Source organism: Paenibacillus sp. J22FR5 (genome assembly GCF_059691975.1).
The window spans coordinates 40,076-60,345 of the sequence record NZ_JCAUAN010000026.1 but is presented as its reverse complement, the minus strand read 5'-3'; the positions used below and the strand labels follow the sequence as shown (position 1 = coordinate 60,345).

Here is a 20,270-nt window from a genome sequence, read left to right as displayed (position 1 = left end):
CAAATTAGCGGGAAAACCTCCCGCTAATTTAGTCTATTATCGTGCGCAGAGCGAAATAACTGGAAAACCTATTCCACCTTCAACTTCGTCCCCTCCGGCACGATCTGCACCCACGTGTTGCCCGGCAGCAGCGGCACTTCCTTGCCATCGCTGGCGTAGGCGCGGAGCATGCCGTTTTTGCGTTCCCATGTGATGGCTTGGGACATGCCTTCTTGGAAGATCATGCCCTTATTCGGGCCGAACACGTCTACAATTCGGCGCCCCTCTTTGTCGATGATCTGATGCTTGCTCTCAAGAACAAGCAAATTCTTCGTCTGCAGCTGCTTGCCGGTTTCCTTGTCGAGATGGGGCTTGCCTTCCATGCTGCGCTTGTACACACCCGCAGCAGCATCATAATCATACGAAGCGAAATACCCCATGAGGTATGGAATTTGCACATAATGAACGGCTTCGCCCGTAAGTTTACTTTGGCCTGCCTTAGCGAACGTGAGCAAAGGCCCGTTCCATTCGGTGCGGAACTTGCGCGCCTCGGCACCTTTTTTCATTTTATCCACAGAGGTATAGAGGTTGTGCGGTGCCTTTCGGTCGGTGGATCGCCAATAGTAGGCGCCATCGCCATACACTTCATCGAGATGGGACAGATTGCGGCCAGCCATCATATCCATCGCATCCTGACTCCAGCCGGCATGCACGATAATCGCATCCAGCGCATCGCCGATCTCTACAAAATAAGGTCGAATGCTGCGCACGGGACCGATCGTCTTAGCATCTTGGCTCTGGAATACCGAGACGAATCTAGTAATTTCACCCTCGGCGAGGATTTCGTAAACGATGTCTGCCTGATCTAGGCCGGTTTGGGGCCGGGCTTGTGGGGCATTTTCGACCATAACCATATAGGGCCGGGTCTTCACCTCGTGATCGGCAGGCAAGCCGGTTAATGGAAATTTGAAAGGAAGCTGTGCTTCCGCAGTTGTCGTGGCAGGCTGCGCCGCAGGCGTTGGAGTGGCAGTAGCCGTCACTGTGACGGTTTGCGGGGTAGCGGACGATATGGCAGAAGGCGAATCCGTGCAACCAGCAAGGGTTAGGACAGAGCATCCAAGTATGAGCCATGAGCTAAGGGTTCTTTTACGGATTAACGGCAATAATTTCAAGGGGCTGCACCTCTTCTTCTCGTGGACTATCGATCTCTGAAATGTATATGCTAGAGGCATGGAAAATAGAAGCCTACGATCAGCAGCTTCTCCCTTTACGGATGACATGCAAAAAAGCCATTAACTCCAAGTTAATGGCTTTCCCCCTCTTTTCACAACAACTTACTGCGTTTGCTTGCCCCTCCAGGACATGATGCCGCCCTTCAGATGGGATAGCTCGCTAAAGCCATTTCTCCGAAGAATTCTGGCTGCTTGTTTGCTCCTCATGCCGCTCCGACAGTACAGATAGATCTGACGATCCTTAGGGATCTCGCTCACTCTTTTGCCCATCGAGGACAACGGGATATTCACCGCTCCTGGGATGTAGCCTTGCTTCACTTCACCAGGCTCACGCACATCAATGAGAACATGCTTGTCCTTGTCTGCTGCCATTCCCTGTTCAAATTGATCGGACGAAAGATTGCGCAGCCCTTTGACACCTGCAAAACGGGAATAGAAAAACCAAACGATAAAGCAAAGCGCCACGATATTGAAAATCAGTTTACCATCCATAACTTGCCTCTTTTCTAAGTCGAATCGATTAAACTTTCACATCATTCTCATATTGTAGCACCATCACCCGAACTTGGAACAGCTACATTGATGTATACTAAAAGAGAGTCAAAGCCATGTAGCACGGAGGTAGCCCTATGCCTACAACGACTGATCATCATGCTGTCATTTTATTCGATGGTGTTTGCTTGCTATGCAGTAGTAGCGTGCAGTTCATCCTGCGAAACGACCCGAAGGGTGTGTTTCACTTCGCTTCTCTCCAGTCTGAGACGGGACAAAAGCTGCTCAAAAAGCACCATCTGCCCTTAGATCAACTAAGCACGATTGTGCTGATTGAAGGTGAACGCTCCTATACGCGTTCCACAGCAGCATTGCGTATTGCGCGTCGCTTGCGTGGCGCTTACCCTCTGGCCTACGCGGCCATCATCATTCCGGTTCCGATTCGGAATATCGGCTACAGCTTCGTCGCCCGCAACCGCTATCGCTGGTTCGGCCAAACCGAACATTGCATGCTGCCGAAGCCCGAGCATAAGGGGCGGTTTCTGGACTGAACCGCCTGCCAAAGCAAGGCATTGAGCAGGACGCTAAGGCGCCTGCTTACGCGCCCTCAAGCTGCCAAACATCCAGCAGCACAAGCTCAGGCTGCCCATCTGGAAGCTATGGTGCAGCAGCTTCGCGCTCCGTGAGGCATCACCTGCTCCAAACGCAATCAGCAGCGGAGCAAAATGCTCCGGCGTCGGTACCGCTTCCCGCGCATGCGGGGCTCTTTCATCGTAGCGGATCAGTGCTTCTAAGTTCCACGTCTCCAGTTGCTCCGCTAACCACTCATCGAACTCCACGGCCCACAGCTGTGGCACCGGATTGTTGTGATCCAACTTACTCAGATTGTGAACCGTCCCACCACTGCCAATAATGAGCACCTGCTCATCCCGCAAAGGTCCCAATGCAGCACCAATCCGATAATGCTCCTCTGGTGTTAGCCTCGGATTAACCGACATCGTCACCACTGGGATCTGCGCATCCGGATACATAATGGAGAGCGGCGCCCAAGCCCCGTGATCCAAGCCACGCTTGTCATTGAGCTCACAGCGTATGCCCTCTTGCTGAAATAGCTGCTGGATATGGAGACTAAGCGTGAGATCCCCTTTGGCCGGATAGTTAATGTCATAAAGTTCATCTGGAAAACCCGAGAAATCATAGATCATCTCCGGCTCGACCGCCGAACTGATCTTCTGCACCGAGCTTTCCCAATGCGCAGTGAACAAGACGATAGCTTTGGGAGTTGGAATCGACATCGCTAGCCTTTGCAGAAATTCCGTGTATGCATGCTGCTCAATTGCCAAGTTCGGTGATCCATGCGCAATAAAAAATGCCGGTAACATCACAGTTCCCCCTCCCCACTCCGCAAATCAATGCCAATTATCTACATTATTCTCGAATCTGTGAAAATAAAACCATGCTGTTCTCGCTCCGGATGAATGTCCAGTGCTATGTACTTATCACTTACCGTTCAAAAATTGCTCAATCCCATCCGCTATGCCTATCGCTAGCTTCTGTTGATACGCCGCCTCCGACATAAGCTCGTCCTCCTCAGGATTCGTCATGAACCCGATCTCCACGAGTGCGACGGGAACCTTCGACCAGTTGAAGCCGCTCAGGTCGTCGCGTGCCGACAGGCCGCGTCCTTTTTGGCCTGTCGCTTGCTGCAAGCCTGAGATAAGATACCCAGCAGCTTGCTTGCTTTCTGCGGCGATGGGCTTAACAGCCGATTGTGCAGCTGACGGGTACAGCACGGAAAACCCTTTCGTACTCGCGGAGCTATCGCCATCGGCATGAATACGAACAGCAAGTGCCGCACCCGCCTCGTTCGCCATATCCGCGCGCTGCTTGTTGCTGATATCCACGTCATGCGTCTCGCGTGTCATTGCAACATTGATGCCTCGCCGAACCAGCTCGTCCTTGATCAAAAGTGAAACTTCCAGGTTGAGCACATATTCTGGCTTTTTCGTTCGAACACCGACTGTGCCTGAGCTAACCTTTGGCTTTGTTTCCCGCGAATCGGGGCTGATCTCCTCGAGGGCATTATTGCCGTAACGCTGATGACCGGGGTCCAGCATGACGAGATTTCCCTTGTGAGGCGCAGCCGTGGTTTTAGGAGAAGCAAGCTCTGGTGTAGCGCTTTGTAGTGGTTGCTTGGTGGTTGGACTTTCCTCTATGATCGGCTGTGCGGCTGGCGTGCTAGTGACTGGTCTCGCATCCATAGCTGTCGGCTGATCGTCCTTGGTCGACGCCGGAGTTTCTATGGCGCTCATCGGTAACTCCGGCGGCTTATTACCCACAAAATAATAACCAGCCGCGGCCAGCATGCAGACCAGCCCAACACTCATGCTGATAATCACCCGCCGCTGCTTCCAATTATTTAGTATTTTCACACGAATCTCCCCTCAATGCATGAAAAAAACATCCCCTGCCAAAACTACCCTTAAGAGAAACAAAATAGAAGGAGGTACTCACATGAATACGCTCTGGAACTATCTTTCTCACCATTGGTTATCGGTTGCTTTAATCGTAGGTGTACTCGTTGCCCTATGGTACGTTTACAAGAATAAAGATAAGTATATCAGGGGCACCAATGACGAGTCGTAAGATCAGCTCGAAACGGGCCTATACCTTAAATACGTTAACAACCTCTTGAAGTTCGTCCGCCATCTTGGATAGCGATTGGGAAGCTGCGCTAACTTCTTCCATGGAAGCAAGCTGCTGCTCAGCAGCCGCGGCGATGCTGTGTGTGCTCTCCAGCGATTTACTGGAAATGGCACATATGTGCTCGACAACCTCAACCATATGTTTTGAGTCGGTCCGAATGAGGACAGCGGATTGAGATACTTCTTTCACATGCCCGAAAACATCCTCCACCGCTTGGAGAATGGCCAGAAATGCCGCCTTCGCGCTTTCGCTCATTAAGGTTCCATCATTGACCGCTTGGGTGCCCTTATTCATGGAATCTACTGCACTATTGATCTCCGATTGGATATCACCTATTAAACTGCGAATACGATCCGCCGCTTGTGCGGATTGTTCAGCCAGCTTGCGAACTTCGGTCGCAACTACCGCGAAGCCCTTGCCATGCTCGCCAGCTCGAGCTGCTTCAATCGAAGCGTTCAGCGCCAACAAGTTCGTCTGGCTGGATAACGATGTGATCAAGGTAATCATTTCACCGATTTGAACCGATTTCCCGCACAGCTCATCTACAATCATCGACGAGTGTTCCATATTGCGATGAATGAGCCTCATTTGTTCCGTTACCTCGCCTACCGCTCTGTTCCCTTTTTCGGCGGTCTCAGCCGTTTTCTCGGTCGAATCATTCACCTTCTGGACACCGTTCACAATCGATTCAAGCTGCTTTGCGATCTCCGTAACCGTCTTTTTCGAGATATCATTCATATTACTTTGTTCATCGGCGCTTGAGGCCACTTGCTGGATCGAATCTGCAATTTGCTCGGTCGCTCTCGAAGTCTCCTCTGCGCTTGCCGATAGCTGTTCGGACATAGCCGCAACTGTATGCGTGTGCATCGAAATAGATCCAAGCATCGTACGAAGCCTGTCCATCATTTCATTAAAGGAATGCCCCATTTGTCCGAGCTCATCCCTCGTTTTTACTTCCATATGATGCGTAAGATCACCTTCCGCAATGCGACCCGCCATGACATTGGTTCTGCGTATTTGGCCAACCAGGTATCGACTGAACAAAATAATCACAAGCACCATAATCAAAATAGCGATCAGACCGCCTGCCCCCAAAGATATAACAAGCCTATGTACAGGATCTTCCAGCTCTTTCTCTGGCATAACCAGTGCGAGCGTCCAGCCGGTTTCCGGTACTTTTTGATAATAGATGCGGCTAGTTCCCTTGTCATCTGTGATGGTGGACTCGCCCTTTTGCTGTGAAAGAAGGGTTTGCGCTAGCGCGCTTAAAGAGGAGTTCGGGTCCTTTTCCATACTGACCTTCATCACCTTGGATTTATCCGGCATAGCTAGATAGTTCCCTTTGGAATCAACCAAGAACGCCCATCCGGTGCGACCTACTTTCGTTTCATCAATAAGCTTTTGCAATCTAGCCAAGTTAAAGTCCGAAGTAATCAGAGCAAGAAATTGCTTCTGCTGATCAAAAACAGGAATACTCGTCGTCACCATCGTGACCTTGGTCGTATCGTCAAAGTAAGGATCAGTATATGTATACGATTGTTTCGTGTTCTGACCCGCTTTATACCAATCCCAGTGCGGATAATCGTAATCGGCAGCGTTATAGTCCTGCGTTAAGCTGATTTTGTCCCCTTCTCGGAACGCGTACGTCGAAAAATACTTCGTTTTCGTATTATACTTGAACGGTTCAAAGAAAATACCGAGACCGAATGTGTCTTCACTCGTGGTCAAATCATTGCTCATCATTTTATTATAATTATCTAAATTCAGTTGGGTAGGTGCGAACTCAACCGTCCTTGCCAGCACTTCGCCCACTTTTCGATGCGCAACAAGCTTCCCATTCATCGTACTGGTCACACTTTCAAGCTGCTGATGCATTTTGAGCCCAATCTCGTTATTAATCAATCCTTTGCTATAAACGTATGCGAAAACAACGATAGCAAACAGTGTAACAACAATGAGGGGAACAAGCAAAAGCATAAATTTACTTTGAATACTTCTTAGCTTCATTATGTTCATCTCCTCTACCTATCTCTAACATTTTAAATCTATTATTCATTTCACATTCGACAAATACCTCTTAATTTCGACATTATTTGTGTAAATGTTTCATTAAGGTCTTTCCATGATCATCGACCAAAATAAAAAAACACAGCCTTTTTAAATGCAAAAGGCTGTGTTTCTGACTTAAGAAGATTTAAGACGAGTTCAAACTATTTCAAAGCTTTCATCGCGATATCAGTTCGGTAATGCTTCCCGTCAAAATGGATACGATCCGCATCCGCATAAGCCTTCTGACGAGCTTCGATGATATCCTTGCCGAGGCCAGTAATACCGAGCACGCGTCCACCGTTGGTGACGATTTGCCCGTTTTGGGCTGCGGTACCCGCGTGGAACACGAGTGAATCCTGCACTTGGTCAAGACCCGTAATCGGCAATCCTTTCGGATATGGACCTGGATAGCCTGGCGAAGCAACGATCACGCATACTGCGGCTTGTTCGCTCCACTCAATCGGCTGCTCAGCCAACGTTCCGTTGTTGATCGCTAGGAAAATATCGAGCAAATCCGTTTTCAATCGCGGCAAAATCACCTGCGTCTCCGGATCGCCGAAGCGCGCATTGAACTCAATCGTTTTCACACCGTTCGGGGTCAAAATCAGACCCGCATACAGCACGCCTTTGAACGGACGGCCTTCTGCCACCATCGCATCTGCGGTTGGTTGGACGATGTTCACAAGTGCTTCCTGCACGATGGACGCTGGAATATGTGGAAGTGGGGAGTATGTCCCCATCCCGCCTGTATTCGGCCCTTTATCGTTATCAAAAACAGGCTTATGATCCTGCGAAGGTACCATCAAACGCACGGTTGAACCATCAACGAAGGCCAACAACGACATTTCTTGTCCTGTTAGGAACTCCTCGATCACGACGCTTGCGCCAGCGGATTTACCAAACACTTGATCCACCATGATGTCTTTCAGCGCTGCTTCCGCTTCTTCCATGGTTTGGGCAACCGTAACACCTTTACCAGCGGCTAAGCCGTCTGCTTTGATCACGATAGGCGCTGTTTGCGAGCGCAAGTAAGCAAGTGCCGGCTCATACGCGTCAAAAGACTCATAAGCAGCGGTAGGAATGCTGTATTTTTTGAGCAGCTGCTTCATAAATACCTTGCTGCCTTCAATGATCGCAGCGTTGGCGCGAGGGCCGAATGCCTCGATGCCTTTCGACTCCAAATGATCGACCAAACCTGCCGCTAACGGATCATCAGGCGCGACCATAACCAAGTCAATCGCCTGCTCCTTCGCAAAAGTACTGATCTCTTCGAATTGAAGCTCCGTGATCGGCACGCATTCCGCTAAGCCGGCAATTCCGCCGTTTCCTGGTGCGCAGAACAGCTTGCTGATTTTTGGGCTTTTGCTCAGTGCCCATACAATCGCATGCTCACGTCCGCCACGTCCAATAACTAATACACGCATTTGTTGGAATCCCCTCTCATGGGGAATGCCCACGGTCCACTTACGAATCGTGAGCATTCTCAATTGTTTTAGTGTTTAAAGTGACGAACGCCTGTCATGACCATCGCAATGCCATTTTCGTTCGCAACGCGAATGGATTCTTCGTCTTTGATGGAGCCGCCTGGCTGAATCACTGCTGTGATGCCTGCTTTTGCTGCCATTTCGAGCGTATCGCCCATTGGGAAGAATGCATCGGACGAAAGGACAGAGCCTTTCGCTTTGTCGCCTGCTTGCTCGATCGCGATTTTCGCTGCGCCGACACGGTTCATTTGACCAGCGCCTACGCCAACTGTCATATCGTCAGCCACAAGTACGATTGCATTAGATTTAACGTGCTTAACGACTTTCCATGCGAAAAGCAATTGCTTCATCTCTTCCGCTGTCGGTTGACGTTCGGAAACGACTTTCAAGTCGGCTTCTGTCAGTTGGTAAGCGTCGCTAGCTTGTACCAACATGCCGCCTTCAACAGTTGTAATGACTGGCGAGGATGTGCGGCCAGCAATTGTATCCAAACCGGCTACTTTGAGTAGGCGGATGTTTTTCTTTTTAGCCAGAATCTTAAGCGCTTCTGGTGTAAAATCTGGCGCGATGACGATTTCCAAGAAAATCTCATGCAGCAATTGCGCTGTCGCTTCGTCGATCGCACGGTTCGCAGCAACGATTCCCCCGAAGATGGACGTTGGGTCTGCATTGTACGCTTTCGTGTAAGCTTCCAGTACGTTCGTACCGATACCCACGCCGCAAGGGTTCATATGCTTAACGGCAACAACCGCAGGCTCGCTGAACTCTTTTACGATCTGTAGTGCTGTGTTCGCGTCATTAATATTGTTGTACGATAATTCCTTACCGTGTAATTGTTCTGCCGTTGTGATGTTGCCAGCAGTTGCATTCGGCTTGCGGTAGAACGCTGCGCTTTGGTGCGGGTTTTCGCCGTAGCGAAGCTCTTGCATTTTCTCGTATGTTACGGTGTAACGCTCTGGGTAAGGCTCGCCCTGAAGGCCAGTCAAATAGTCACCAATCAAAGCATCGTAAGCACCTGTGTGACGGAACACTTTCGCCGCTAGACGTTTACGTGTTGCCAGCGTCGTATCACCAGTCTCTTGTACTTCTTCCAACACTTTCGCATAGTCAGTCGTGTCTACGATAACGGAAACGAACGCATGGTTTTTCGCTGCGGAACGAAGCATTGTCGGCCCACCGATATCGATGTTCTCGATCGCATCTTCGTACGTCACATCAGGCTTCGCAATCGTTTCTGCAAAAGGATACAAATTCACGACAACTAGATCAATGTACTGGAGGCCAAGCTCTTTCATGCTTGCTTGGTGCTCTTCGTTGTCACGAACTGCCAGAAGTCCGCCATGCACGTTCGGGTGAAGTGTCTTCACGCGGCCATCCATGATTTCTGGGAACCCTGTAACCTCGGAAATACCGATAACCGGTACCCCTTTATCCTTCAACAAACTAAGCGTACCGCCTGTGGAAATGATCTCAACGCCCAGCTTCGACAGCTCGCTCGCGAATTCAACGATGCCCGTTTTATCGAAAACGCTGATCAGTGCTCTTTTGATTGCCACTATGCTTCCTCCTTAGGGAATGGAATTGTATGTGAATGGGTAAATGCATGGATAAGAATGAAAAGATGAATGCAAAGATGAGTTCAAAATTGAATCCTCAGTGAGAGAATTCAGGTTACTCAGCTACTCCAAGTTCCTTGACGAACAACGTTTATCCTAATGAGCACAGTTGAAGGAACGCTACAAATTGAAACAGTCGGGGATTCAACCATCCCTCGCGATCGGTTCAGCTCTTCACGACGCTGTAAGCGTGTTTTCCACCGTTACAGCGTAAACCCCTACAGCCGCACGCTAACCCTGCGGCCGTCCAAGCTCACGCGGCCCTCGCGCAGCCACCGCACAACCTGCGGCAGCAGCACGTGCTCAGCCGCATGGATTCGCTCCGTGAGCGAATCAGCCGTCTCGTGCTCGTGGATTTCCACGGCACGCTGAGCGATAATCGGGCCGGAGTCCAGCCCGCCATCGACGAAATGCACCGTGACGCCTGTCTGCTTCACGCCATACTCGACGGCTTGCTCCACAGCGCGCACGCCGGGGAAAGAAGGCAGCAGCGATGGATGAATGTTAATCATGCGCCCGAAGAACGGCTCAACCAACACATTCGTAATGATCCGCATGTAGCCTGCCATCACAACCAGATCGATCTGGCGATCCTGCAGCTCTTTCAGCACAAGCGTCTCATACGCCTCACGGCTTTCGTATTCCTTCGGGTTGAAGGCAAACACAGGCACCTTCGCTTCCTTGGCACGCTCAACAACGAACGCCTGTGGGCGATCACAGACAAGAAGCTCGATGCTAACATCAAGCTTCCCCTTCTGTACTTGATCTACGATGGCCTGGAAATTCGAGCCGCTGCCCGAAGCCATAACCGCAATGCGATAAGGCTGCATTACACGTCAGCTCCTTGGAACGTAACCACGCTCTCACCTTGTGTTACAACGCCCAAACGATATGCTTTTTCGCCTTGTGCTTCTGCTGCAGCAATGGCTTTTTCTGCATCGTCAGCTGCCACGATCACAACCATCCCGATTCCCATGTTGAAGGTACGGAACATATCATTGTTCGTGATATTACCTACACGCTGCATCAAGGAGAAAATCGGCAGGATCGGCCATGATCCATATTGGATCTCGACGTTCACGCCATCCGGCAGAACGCGCGGAATATTTTCGATGAAACCGCCGCCTGTAATGTGCGCCATGCCTTTGATCGCAACATCTTCCAGCATCGCAAGAACTGGCTTCACATATAGCTTCGTTGGCTCCAGCAGCACGTTACCAAGCTTATCGCCAAGCTCTTCCACATGCCCTTGAAGGGTATACCCGTTATCTTCTAGCAAAAGCTTGCGCACAAGCGAGAACCCGTTACTATGCACACCGCTTGAAGCTAGTCCTAGCACGACATCTCCAGGACGGATCGTTGTACCATCGATGATCTTTTTCTTGTCGACGATTCCAACCGTAAAGCCGGCAATATCATACTCCCCTTGTGCATACATGCCGGGCATTTCCGCCGTTTCACCACCGATTAGTGAGCAACCAGATTGCGCACAACCGTCGGCGATCCCTTTAATAATCGCTTCAATTTTCTCTGGAATGACTTTGTCACAAGCGAGATAGTCAAGGAAGAAAAGCGGCTCCGCGCCTTGAACGATAATATCATTCACGCACATCGCTACAGCGTCGATCCCAATCGTATCATGCTTATCCATGGCAAAAGCGATCTTCAGCTTCGTGCCCACGCCGTCCGTACCCGATACGAGTACAGGCTCCTCATACTTGTCTTTGTTCAAGCTGAACAGCCCGCCGAAGCCTCCGAGATCCGTTAACACTTCAGGACGGAATGTCCGTTTCACGTGCTTTTTCATACGTTCTACTGCTTCGTTCCCCGCCGCGATATCGACGCCAGCCTTTTTGTAAGCATCCGACACTGACCAACACTCCTTAGTTTATCTATGTATGGGGAGGTCGCTAGACCCCCTCTTTCTCCCTAATCACATGAATCCGTGTATCAAAGCTATCACGGATTCAGCTATTAATCACAAGCACAGCCAACCTTCGTCACATCAACGATTTCGGTTGGATAGCTGTTATCGAAGCAAGCTGTACAATATCCGCTCTCTTTGCCAGCGGAACCTTGACCAATTGAATCTAACAGTCCATCCTTCGTCAGAAAATGAAGTGAGTCCGCATTGATGGCCTTGCGAATTTCTTCAATCGAATTCATTGCAGCGATAAGCTCTTTGCGGTCCGGTGTATCAATCCCGTAGTAACATGGGTTCATGAATGGCGGTGAAGAAATCCGTACATGAACTTCCGTTGCCCCTGCTTCACGAAGCAGGTTGACGATGCGTAAGGATGTGGTCCCACGAACGATGGAGTCATCGATCATCACGACACGCTTGCCTTCGACCACTTTGCGAACGGCGCTCAGCTTCATTTTGACCCCTTGCTCACGAAGCTCTTGGCTTGGAATGATGAACGTACGGCCCGTGTAGCGGTTCTTGATCAGACCCAGCTCATAAGGAATCCCCGTTTGTTCAGCGAAGCCAATTGCCGCCGAAATACTTGAATCCGGCACACCCGTTACCACATCCGCATCCACGAAAGCTTCCATCGCCAGACGTTTACCCATCCGTTTACGAGCGGAATGAATATTCACCGTGTCGATGTCGCTGTCAGGACGAGCAAAGTAGATATATTCCATGGCACAAATCGCGCGCTTACTGCCCTCTGCGAACTGCTCTGAACGGAAGCCATCACGATCAATCACAATGATCTCACCCGGTTGTACATCACGGAAATAGGTTGCCCCCACAGCATCGAACGCACAGCTCTCTGACGCGAACAGGTAGGCATCACCGAGACGGCCGATCATGAAAGGACGCAAGCCGTTCGGGTCAAGCGCTGCAATCAACTTATCCTTCGTCGTAATGAGGAAAGCGAAGCCGCCGATGACTTGTTTCATCGCATCCTTAACCGCTTCAACGATATCATCATGCTCTGAACGAGCAATCAGATGCGCCATAACCTCGGTATCACTCGTCGTTTGGAAAATGGAGCCCTTACGCTCCAACTCACGCTTGATAATATTAGCATTATCCAGGTTTCCATTCGTCGCAATGGCGAGATCTCCCTCACGGTATTTGAAAACGAGCGGCTGTGCATTCGCCAGCTTGCTCTCACCTGCTGTTGAATAACGAACATGAGCGACAGCCGTTGACCCCGTAAGAGGATGCAAATTATCATTCGTAAATACTTCTTTAGCAAGTCCCATACCACGATAATAATTAAACTTGCCTTCATCGACCGTACAAATGCCGGCACTTTCCTGTCCACGATGCTGAAGGGCATGCAGCCCGTAATAGCACAGTGAGGACGCGTCGGGATGACCATACACCCCGAACACCCCGCACTCCTCATTCAGCTTGTCGAACAATCCGCCTTGGCCGCCAATACCTTCGTTGTAATATTCTCCTGTCCAAAGCTCATGCTGACCTTCTCCAAGCTTAACAAGTGGAGCTGCAGGAAGCTTTAGGGCCTTGGATTGTTTCACGCCATTAGACATGGAATCGCATCCTTCCAGACTTTCGCCAGCTCACTTACCGGAGACTGGAGACGCTGTTCGTCATTGATTTTGACAGTAAGGTAAGAACCTGTTACTTTTCCGATTTCTTGATAGGGTACGCCTTGGGAAGCGATCCAATGCTTAAGGGCATCCGCTTTCGCTGGCGTAGCACTCAGCACGATACGGGATTGGGATTCACTGAACAATGCGAAATCAGGACGTAGATCAGAAGCTACGTTAACCTCTGCGCCTACGTTTCCGCTGATACAGCTTTCTGCCAGCGCTACAGCCAATCCGCCTTCAGACAAGTCATGCGCAGAAGCAACAAGACCTTCTTGAATTGCTTTTAAAACCGCGTTTTGCAGGCGTTTCTCTGTTGCCAAGTCCAACTCAGGTGGACGGCCTTCGGTTACACCGTGAATCACATATTGGAATTCACTGCCGCCGAGCTCAGCTTTCGTCTCGCCTAGCAGGATAATGATGTCGCCTTCGTTTTTGAAGCCTTGTGTCGTGATATGATCGATATCATGGATAAGACCAACCATCCCGATAACTGGCGTAGGGTAGATCGCGCCTTTGGCATTCTCGTTATAAAGCGAGACGTTTCCGCCGATAACCGGTGTATCCAAGAAGCGGCAAGCTTCTGCCATACCGTCTGTGGATTTTTCCAGCTGCCAGAAGATTTCCGGCTTGTCTGGGGAACCGAAGTTCAGGTTATCCGTCACAGCCAGTGGCTCAGCACCGGAACAAACAACGTTACGTGCAGCTTCCGAAACCGCGATACGTCCGCCCACTTCCGGATCCAGGTACACGTAGCGTCCGTTACAATCCGTTGTCATCGCAAGACCTTTGCGCGTACCACGGATCGTGACTACCGCTGCGTCGGAACCTGGACGCACAGCTGTTTCCGTACGAACCATGTAGTCATACTGGTTGTAAACCCACTCTTTGCTCGCTACCGTTGGGGACGCGAGGACGGATTTCAGCGCTTCCGTCAACTTCGTTACCTCTGGGTAACGTGTTGTATCGATCGCTGCGCTCTCTTCGTAATAAGCCGGCACTTTGCTTGGCTTATTGTAAACCGGGCACTCGTCAACGAGTGCGCCAACCGGCATGTTCCCCACGACTTCACCGTGGTGGATCAACTTCAGGTAACCATCGTCGGTTACCTTACCGACTTTCGCGCAGTGCAAGCCCCAGCGCTCGAAAATGCCCTTAGCTTGCGCCTCATGCTTCGGCTCAACGACGAAAAGCATACGCTCTTGGGACTCAGACAGCATCATTTCATAGGCTGTCATGCCTTCTTCACGTTGTGGTACTTCATCCAGGTACAGCTCCATACCGTTACCTGCTTTACTTGCCATCTCAGCGCTGGAACACGTAAGTCCCGCTGCGCCCATATCTTGAATTCCTAGCACGATGCCGGAATCGATTAACTCTAAGCAAGCTTCTAGAACTAGCTTCTCCATGAACGGATCGCCAACTTGAACAGCTGGGCGCTTCGCTTCGGATTCAGCAGTCAGCTCCTCGGATGCGAATGTCGCACCGTGGATACCGTCGCGGCCTGTTGCTGGGCCTACGTAGAAGACTGGGTTGCCAACACCTTTGGCAACACCGCGTTGAATCATGTCATGGTCGATGAGACCCACGCACATTGCGTTAACGAGCGGGTTCCCCTCGTAGCTCTCGTCGAACATCACTTCGCCGCCAACGGTCGGAATCCCGATACAGTTACCGTATCCAGCGATACCGGAGACAACGTGCTCGAACAAGTACTTCACGCGGTCATTTTCCAATTTACCGAAACGCAAGGAATTCAGCAGCGCCACTGGGCGTGCGCCCATGGAGAAAATATCACGAATAATACCGCCCACACCTGTCGCCGCGCCTTGGTAAGGCTCGATAGCGGAAGGGTGGTTATGACTTTCAATTTTGAAAACAACCGCTTGGTTGTCCCCGATATCTACAATCCCTGCACCTTCACCAGGTCCCATTAGAACGCGAGGTCCAGTGACTGGGAATTTGCGAAGTACAGGTTTGGAATTTTTGTAAGAGCAATGCTCGGACCACATTACGCTGAATACGCCGATCTCTACGTAGTTCGGAGTACGTCCAAGGAAGCCGCAAATCTTAGCAAACTCTTCGTCGGTTACACCCATTTGCTTGTAAATCTTCTGTTCCGCGATTTGTTCCGGAGATGGTTCCTTAGCGGATAGCTGCTGCGTCATGTTTTTCCCTCCAAGCACTTAGAATTGATGTAAACATTTTCTTGCCGTCTGCAGAGCCTAGAATCTCATGAATGGCACGCTCTGGATGGGGCATCATACCCACTACATTCCCTGCTTTATTGCTGATTCCCGCGATATCATCAAGTGATCCGTTCGGGTTGTTACCCGCTTCATATCGGAACACGATTTGGTTGTTTTCTTGCAATTCTTTCAGTGTTGCTTCATCACAGTAGTAGTTACCTTCACCGTGCGCAATCGGAATGTTGATCAATTCACCTTCAGCATAGTCACGTGTGAACGCCGTTGTGTTGTTCTCAACCTTCAGAAGCGCTTGGTGACAGCGGAATTTCATGCTGTTATTGCGCAGCAAAGCGCCTGGCAGCAAACGAGCTTCTGTCAACACTTGGAATCCGTTACAAATACCTAGAATGTATTTGCCTTCCTCCGCAGCCTTCACAACAGCCTTCATCACGTTCGTAAACTGAGCAATCGCTCCGCAACGCAGGTAATCCCCATAAGAGAATCCTCCTGGCACTAGGATACAATCGTATTTGGACAAATCGCCGTCCGTATGCCATACATAGTCAACTGGTTGACCAATCGTGTCTTCAATCGCTTTGTACAAGTCGATATCGCAATTCGATCCCGGGAACACAAGAACCGCAAAATTCATGACGTTTTCCTCCTTAAAGTCTTGCTTTAGCAAGACTATCTTCGTAAGCATTTGCTTTGATTTACTTGTGTCTATTACACCAATTCGTAACGGTAGTCTTCGATAACAGTGTTTGCAAGCAGCTTCTCGCACATTGCTTTAACGCGTGCTTCCGCTTCTGCTCTGTCAGTTGTACCTAACTCAAGCTCCAAATACTTACCGATGCGCACTTTGCCAACTTCTTCGAAGCCCATGGAGTGAAGTGCTCCTTGTACTGCTGTTCCTTGCACGTCTAATACGTTTTGTTTAATCGTTACATAGACCGTTGCTTTCATTTGATATCTCTCCTCAGCGTTATTATTAATCAACCAAGCGGTGCAAAATTTCTTTATATCGGTTCGAAGTCTCTTCCACAACTGCTGCTGGAAGCTCATCCGGTTCACTATTTTTATCCCAACCTGATCCCGCTAAGTACGTGCGAACAGGCTCTTTGTCCATGGAATCGATCTCGATATCCAGGGCGTATTTATCTTCAGACCAGTATCGGGAAGAATCCGGTGTAAAAATCTCATCAATAATAATAAGTTCGCCCGCATAAAAACCGAATTCAAACTTCGTATCTGCTAAAATGATGCCCTTTTGCTCGCAAATGCTATGCGCCAGCGTGTACAGCATGATGCTGCGCTCTTGCAATGTGTAAGTCAGCTCTTCGCCGACAAGCTCGATCATTTGTTCAATGGAGATGTCCTCATCGTGACCAACATCATTTTTCGCTGCAGGTGTGAAAATCGGATCGTTCAAACGCTCGTTTTTACGCAAGCCTTCGGGCAATTTACGGCCGTTAATCTCGCCGGTTTTCTCGTACTGTCTCCAGCCATTCCCTGTGATGTAGCCACGAACCACGCACTCGATGGAGATGCGCTCTGCTTTTTTCGCTACAATAATTCGTTCCTTCAGCAGTTCGCGATCTTCAGCACTTGGAATAATCGCTTGAAGCTTCTCAACGTCCGTATGGATGATGTGATTATTCATATAACCGCTAGTAATCCCGAACCAGTACTTACTCAAAGCATTTAGTACATACCCTTTATCCGGAACACCCGGCTTCAGGATGTAATCAAACGCCGAAATCCGATCTGTTACCACGATCAAAAAGCTATCGCCCAGATCATACAGTTCACGCACTTTGCCTTTGTGCACTAGAGGCGCATTAATCATTTCTTCTGCTGTATCCACAATCACGTTTGACACGAACCACACACCCCTTCTTGCTCGAATGGACCTTCTATTTCAAACCTAAACGGTCAAATATCGTGCTTACATGCTTCAAATGCCAGCTTGGATCGAAGCAATCTGCGATTTCTTCTGGGCTTAATACCTCAGTGATCACCGATGTGTTCTCTACGATGTCACGGAAGGAACGTTGCTCTTCCCATGCTTGCATCGCTCTCGGCTGTACCGTATCGTACGCTTGCTCACGCGCAAAGCCTTTGTCGATCAGCTTCGTCATGACGCGGCCGGAGAAAGGAACATCATACGTGCTGCGCATGTTGCGTTTCATGTTCTCAGGGAACACCGTAAGGTTCTTGATGATGTTACCAAGGCGGTTCAACATGTAGTTCAACAATTGCGTTGCATCTGGCAAAATAATACGCTCAACGGAGGAGTGCGAAATGTCGCGCTCATGCCAAAGTGTTACGTTCTCGTAAGCGGACACCATGTGTCCACGAATTACACGGGATAGACCGGAAATGCTCTCGCAACCGATTGGGTTACGTTTATGCGGCATTGCAGAGGAGCCTTTTTGACCTTTTGCAAACGGCTCTTCGACTTCGCGGAACTCACTCTTTTGAAGGGCGCGAATTTCCGTTGCAAATTTGTCTAGGGATGTTGCTACCAATGCTAATGTAGCCATGTATTCTGCGTGACGGTCACGTTGCAATGTTTGTGTGGAGATTGGCGCTGCTTTCGTGCCAAGCTTGCCGCACACATATTCTTCAACGAACGGATCGATGTTCGCGTACGTACCAACTGCTCCAGAGATTTTACCGAATTGCACACCATCAGCGGCAAAGCGGAAACGCTCCAGGTTACGCTTCATTTCCTCGTACCATAGCGCCATTTTCAAACCAAACGTCGTTGGCTCTGCGTGAACACCATGCGTTCTGCCCATCATCGCTGTATCTCTATGTTCAATCGCTTTATTGCGAAGGATTTCGATGAAGTTCTGAATGTCTTTGTCCAAAATTTCGTTCGCTTGGCGAAGCAAGTAACCAAGTGCTGTATCGACAACGTCTGTGGACGTTAAGCCGTAATGAACCCATTTGCGCTCAGGTCCTAGCGTCTCGGAAACCGCTCTTGTGAAGGCGATCACGTCATGGCGCGTCTCTTGCTCGATTTCATAAATACGGTCGATGTTGAAGCTTGCTTTCTCGCGCAATACTTTCACATCTTCTTTCGGGATCACACCAAGCTCTGACCAAGCTTCGCAAGAAAGAATTTCAACTTCCAGCCAAGCGTTAAACTTGTTTTCTTCTGTCCAAATGCGTGCCATCTCCGGGCGTGTATAACGTTCAATCATAATTCCGTTCCTCCAATAAGTTTCATTTACTTACTTTCCCAAATGCCTGTCTGTTCTATCCAAGTCAGTGCTTTCGCAACATCGTTTGTTAAAAGATTGATGTGACCCATTTTGCGTTTTTCTTTCGCTTCCTTTTTGCCGTACAAGTGAACCTTTGCGGAGACGCCTAGCTCTTCATTTTCTAAAAAGCCCGGTTGATCTAGTTGATCATGCAAAGGCGCAATGTGCTCACCCAGCAGATTAACCATCACAACTGGTGTCAACAATTCGGTCGAACCCAGCGGCAGATTGCAAATCGCGCGAACGTGCTGCTCGAACTGTGAAGTCCGGCAAGCTTCCATCGTGTAATGCCCGGAATTGTGCGGGCGTGGCGCAAGCTCATTGACGTATAGCTGACCATCCTTGGTTAGGAATAGCTCAACCGCGATGAGCCCGATCACACCGAGAGACTCAGCAATACGAATCGCCAGTTCTTCGGCTGCCTTCTGCACGGGCACTGGAATACGTGCCGGCACGATGGATTCGTGCAGAATATTATGTACATGTATATTTTCAGCAGCAGGAAATGCTTTGACCTCGCCGCGTGGACTTCTAGCTGCAATAACGGATAATTCCTTGTCAAAATGAATGAATTGTTCGAGAACCAGCTCAGTTTTGGCACGACTTAAGGTTTCATAGGCTTCTGCCACTTCGTCTAACGAATGAAGCACCCACTGCCCTTTGCCGTCATAACCGCCAGTCGCGGTTTTGAGTACGCATGGCGTACCGAAGCGCTCTGCCGCTTCTCTTAGGTCCGCCTCGCTAGTGATTTCCGCATACGGTGCTACGGGAACGCCTGCCGCTTCAATCGCTCTCTTCTCACGAAGACGGTGCTGTGTCGTGTATAAAAGATGACTGCCCTGTGGAACATAGGACTCTTCCATTAAGATGTTCGTCACGTTCGCGTCGACGTTTTCGAATTCGTACGTGATCACGTCCGATAGCGCGGCAAGCTTTCTAGCTGCCTCAACGTCGTCGAAATCCGCTTGAATTTGCTCGTCAGCGACTTGACCGCATGGCGCATCGTCCGTTGGGTCAAGCGTTACGAAGCGATATCCCATGTTGCGTCCGGCTAGCGTGAGCATTCGTCCTAATTGCCCACCGCCAAGGATGCCAATCGTGCCTCCTGGCTGGATGACCTTATCGCTGGATACGGATGACGCTTCGCTCATAGGAGGTCACTGCTTTCTAGTACCGTTTGTGTGATACGCGCCCTGCGTGCCTTCACTTTCGCTTGGATCTCGGGATCAAAAGCGCCCAGAATTTGCGCAGCGAGCAAGCCTGCATTCGTTGCACCTGCATGGCCAATCGCAACCGTTGCAACCGGAATGCCACCCGGCATTTGAACAATAGAGAGCAAAGAGTCCATCCCGTTCAACGTAGACGTTTTGATTGGAACACCAATAACCGGAAGCTCTGTTTTGGCCGCTACCATTCCTGGTAAATGCGCCGCCCCACCTGCTCCGGCAATAATGACTTGTAGGCCTCGTTCGATGGCCGATGCTGCATAGTCGAACATCAGATCCGGCGTTCTATGCGCGGAAACGACCTTCTTCTCATACGAAACGCCCAGTTCGTCCAACATATCACAAGCGTGCTTCATCGTTTCCCAATCCGACTGGCTTCCCATAATTACACCAACACGTACCGTCATCACAAACCTCTTTCTAAAAGCCGATTTATAAAAACTTCCTGCTATAAATAA

The 20,270-nt window shown here is 49.9% G+C and carries 20 protein-coding genes; 3 read left to right on the top strand and 17 right to left on the bottom strand.

Annotated elements, in window-relative coordinates; translation table 11 throughout:
* Nucleotides 1-68: 68 nt before the first annotated feature.
* Entirely contained in the window at nt 69-929 is an 861-nt protein-coding gene (locus AC58P7_RS25470) for a DUF3048 domain-containing protein (protein ID WP_497347951.1), read from the bottom strand.
* Nucleotides 930-945: 16 nt separating this feature from the next.
* Between AC58P7_RS25470 and AC58P7_RS25465 the strand changes: the two genes are divergently transcribed.
* Nucleotides 946-1,191 (top strand): hypothetical protein, encoded by a 246-nt coding sequence (locus tag AC58P7_RS25465; protein WP_497347949.1) that lies wholly within the window; start codon nt 946-948, stop codon nt 1,189-1,191.
* A 122-nt stretch (nt 1,192-1,313) separates the two neighbouring features.
* Here AC58P7_RS25465 and AC58P7_RS25460 read toward each other — a convergent pair whose 3' ends face one another.
* Complete coding sequence (locus tag AC58P7_RS25460) at nt 1,314-1,703, bottom strand: rhodanese-like domain-containing protein (RefSeq protein WP_497347947.1); 390 nt, start codon at nt 1,701-1,703, stop codon at nt 1,314-1,316.
* A 137-nt stretch (nt 1,704-1,840) separates the two neighbouring features.
* Here AC58P7_RS25460 and AC58P7_RS25455 point away from each other — a divergent pair, with 137 nt between their 5' ends.
* Complete coding sequence (locus AC58P7_RS25455; RefSeq protein ID WP_497347945.1) at nt 1,841-2,254, top strand: thiol-disulfide oxidoreductase DCC family protein; 414 nt, start codon at nt 1,841-1,843, stop codon at nt 2,252-2,254.
* A 33-nt stretch (nt 2,255-2,287) separates the two neighbouring features.
* Here AC58P7_RS25455 and AC58P7_RS25450 read toward each other — a convergent pair whose 3' ends face one another.
* Nucleotides 2,288-3,085, bottom strand: coding sequence for a DODA-type extradiol aromatic ring-opening family dioxygenase (locus tag AC58P7_RS25450; protein WP_497347943.1), 798 nt, complete (start codon nt 3,083-3,085; stop codon nt 2,288-2,290).
* Between the two features lie 117 nt (nt 3,086-3,202).
* Nucleotides 3,203-4,135: an N-acetylmuramoyl-L-alanine amidase family protein gene (locus AC58P7_RS25445; RefSeq protein WP_497347941.1), complete on the bottom strand. Its 933-nt coding sequence runs from the start codon at nt 4,133-4,135 to the stop codon at nt 3,203-3,205.
* An 82-nt stretch (nt 4,136-4,217) separates the two neighbouring features.
* Here AC58P7_RS25445 and AC58P7_RS25440 point away from each other — a divergent pair, with 82 nt between their 5' ends.
* Nucleotides 4,218-4,349 carry a hypothetical protein gene (locus tag AC58P7_RS25440; RefSeq protein ID WP_497347939.1) on the top strand — a complete coding sequence of 44 codons (132 nt, stop codon included), beginning with the start codon at nt 4,218-4,220 and terminating at the stop codon, nt 4,347-4,349.
* Nucleotides 4,350-4,367: 18 nt separating this feature from the next.
* Here the strand turns inward: AC58P7_RS25440 and AC58P7_RS25435 are convergent, their stop codons facing one another.
* From AC58P7_RS25435 to purE, 13 genes are all read right to left on the bottom strand, one after another.
* Complete coding sequence (locus AC58P7_RS25435; RefSeq protein ID WP_497347937.1) at nt 4,368-6,416, bottom strand: methyl-accepting chemotaxis protein; 2,049 nt, start codon at nt 6,414-6,416, stop codon at nt 4,368-4,370.
* 203 nt (nt 6,417-6,619) lie between these two features.
* The gene (gene purD, locus AC58P7_RS25430; protein ID WP_497347935.1) at nt 6,620-7,882 is read right to left on the bottom strand and encodes a phosphoribosylamine--glycine ligase; all 1,263 of its coding nucleotides are present in this window, start codon (nt 7,880-7,882) and stop codon (nt 6,620-6,622) included.
* 68 nt (nt 7,883-7,950) lie between these two features.
* A complete protein-coding gene (gene purH, locus AC58P7_RS25425; protein ID WP_497347933.1) occupies nt 7,951-9,498 on the bottom strand; it encodes a bifunctional phosphoribosylaminoimidazolecarboxamide formyltransferase/IMP cyclohydrolase in 1,548 nt (515 codons plus the stop codon).
* Nucleotides 9,499-9,776: 278 nt separating this feature from the next.
* The gene (purN, locus tag AC58P7_RS25420; RefSeq protein ID WP_497347931.1) at nt 9,777-10,388 is read right to left on the bottom strand and encodes a phosphoribosylglycinamide formyltransferase; all 612 of its coding nucleotides are present in this window, start codon (nt 10,386-10,388) and stop codon (nt 9,777-9,779) included.
* On the bottom strand, nt 10,388-11,428 hold the full coding sequence (gene purM, locus AC58P7_RS25415; RefSeq protein ID WP_497347929.1) for a phosphoribosylformylglycinamidine cyclo-ligase: 1,041 nt from the start codon (nt 11,426-11,428) through the stop codon (nt 10,388-10,390). Before purM ends, purN begins: the two co-directional genes overlap by 1 nt.
* 104 nt (nt 11,429-11,532) lie before the next feature.
* A complete protein-coding gene (purF, locus tag AC58P7_RS25410; RefSeq protein WP_497347927.1) occupies nt 11,533-13,065 on the bottom strand; it encodes an amidophosphoribosyltransferase in 1,533 nt (510 codons plus the stop codon).
* Nucleotides 13,050-15,293 (bottom strand): phosphoribosylformylglycinamidine synthase subunit PurL, encoded by a 2,244-nt coding sequence (gene purL, locus AC58P7_RS25405; protein ID WP_497347925.1) that lies wholly within the window; start codon nt 15,291-15,293, stop codon nt 13,050-13,052. The genes purF and purL overlap by 16 nt, the downstream gene beginning before the upstream one ends.
* Entirely contained in the window at nt 15,271-15,966 is a 696-nt protein-coding gene (gene purQ / locus AC58P7_RS25400; protein ID WP_497347923.1) for a phosphoribosylformylglycinamidine synthase subunit PurQ, read from the bottom strand. The genes purL and purQ overlap by 23 nt, the downstream gene beginning before the upstream one ends.
* 74 nt (nt 15,967-16,040) lie before the next feature.
* On the bottom strand, nt 16,041-16,280 hold the full coding sequence (gene purS, locus AC58P7_RS25395; RefSeq protein WP_028556672.1) for a phosphoribosylformylglycinamidine synthase subunit PurS: 240 nt from the start codon (nt 16,278-16,280) through the stop codon (nt 16,041-16,043).
* 25 nt (nt 16,281-16,305) lie between these two features.
* Nucleotides 16,306-17,187 carry a phosphoribosylaminoimidazolesuccinocarboxamide synthase gene (locus AC58P7_RS25390; protein WP_497348009.1) on the bottom strand — a complete coding sequence of 294 codons (882 nt, stop codon included), beginning with the start codon at nt 17,185-17,187 and terminating at the stop codon, nt 16,306-16,308.
* A gap of 43 nt (nt 17,188-17,230) precedes the next feature.
* Nucleotides 17,231-18,526, bottom strand: coding sequence for an adenylosuccinate lyase (gene purB / locus AC58P7_RS25385; RefSeq protein WP_497246377.1), 1,296 nt, complete (start codon nt 18,524-18,526; stop codon nt 17,231-17,233).
* 26 nt (nt 18,527-18,552) lie between these two features.
* On the bottom strand, nt 18,553-19,737 hold the full coding sequence (purK, locus tag AC58P7_RS25380) for a 5-(carboxyamino)imidazole ribonucleotide synthase (RefSeq protein ID WP_497347921.1): 1,185 nt from the start codon (nt 19,735-19,737) through the stop codon (nt 18,553-18,555).
* The gene (gene purE / locus AC58P7_RS25375) at nt 19,734-20,219 is read right to left on the bottom strand and encodes a 5-(carboxyamino)imidazole ribonucleotide mutase (RefSeq protein WP_497347919.1); all 486 of its coding nucleotides are present in this window, start codon (nt 20,217-20,219) and stop codon (nt 19,734-19,736) included. The genes purK and purE overlap by 4 nt, the downstream gene beginning before the upstream one ends.
* Between the last annotated feature and the right edge of the window lie 51 nt (nt 20,220-20,270).

What these genes read in the sequence shown, in the direction of transcription:
- AC58P7_RS25460 (WP_497347947.1), bottom strand. Translation starts at nt 1,703, where the DNA reads ATGGATGGTAAACTGATTTTCAATATCGTGGCGCTTTGCTTTATCGTT.
- AC58P7_RS25455 (WP_497347945.1), top strand. Translation starts at nt 1,841, where the DNA reads ATGCCTACAACGACTGATCATCATGCTGTCATTTTATTCGATGGTGTT.
- AC58P7_RS25450 (WP_497347943.1), bottom strand. Translation starts at nt 3,085, where the DNA reads ATGTTACCGGCATTTTTTATTGCGCATGGATCACCGAACTTGGCAATT.
- AC58P7_RS25440 (WP_497347939.1), top strand. Translation starts at nt 4,218, where the DNA reads ATGAATACGCTCTGGAACTATCTTTCTCACCATTGGTTATCGGTTGCT.
- AC58P7_RS25435 (WP_497347937.1), bottom strand. Translation starts at nt 6,416, where the DNA reads ATGAAGCTAAGAAGTATTCAAAGTAAATTTATGCTTTTGCTTGTTCCC.
- purD (WP_497347935.1), bottom strand. Translation starts at nt 7,882, where the DNA reads ATGCGTGTATTAGTTATTGGACGTGGCGGACGTGAGCATGCGATTGTA.
- purN (WP_497347931.1), bottom strand. Translation starts at nt 10,388, where the DNA reads ATGCAGCCTTATCGCATTGCGGTTATGGCTTCGGGCAGCGGCTCGAAT.
- purF (WP_497347927.1), bottom strand. Translation starts at nt 13,065, where the DNA reads ATGTCTAATGGCGTGAAACAATCCAAGGCCCTAAAGCTTCCTGCAGCT.
- purL (WP_497347925.1), bottom strand. Translation starts at nt 15,293, where the DNA reads ATGACGCAGCAGCTATCCGCTAAGGAACCATCTCCGGAACAAATCGCG.
- purQ (WP_497347923.1), bottom strand. Translation starts at nt 15,966, where the DNA reads ATGAATTTTGCGGTTCTTGTGTTCCCGGGATCGAATTGCGATATCGAC.
- purS (WP_028556672.1), bottom strand. Translation starts at nt 16,280, where the DNA reads ATGAAAGCAACGGTCTATGTAACGATTAAACAAAACGTATTAGACGTG.
- purB (WP_497246377.1), bottom strand. Translation starts at nt 18,526, where the DNA reads ATGATTGAACGTTATACACGCCCGGAGATGGCACGCATTTGGACAGAA.
- purK (WP_497347921.1), bottom strand. Translation starts at nt 19,737, where the DNA reads ATGAGCGAAGCGTCATCCGTATCCAGCGATAAGGTCATCCAGCCAGGA.
- purE (WP_497347919.1), bottom strand. Translation starts at nt 20,219, where the DNA reads ATGACGGTACGTGTTGGTGTAATTATGGGAAGCCAGTCGGATTGGGAA.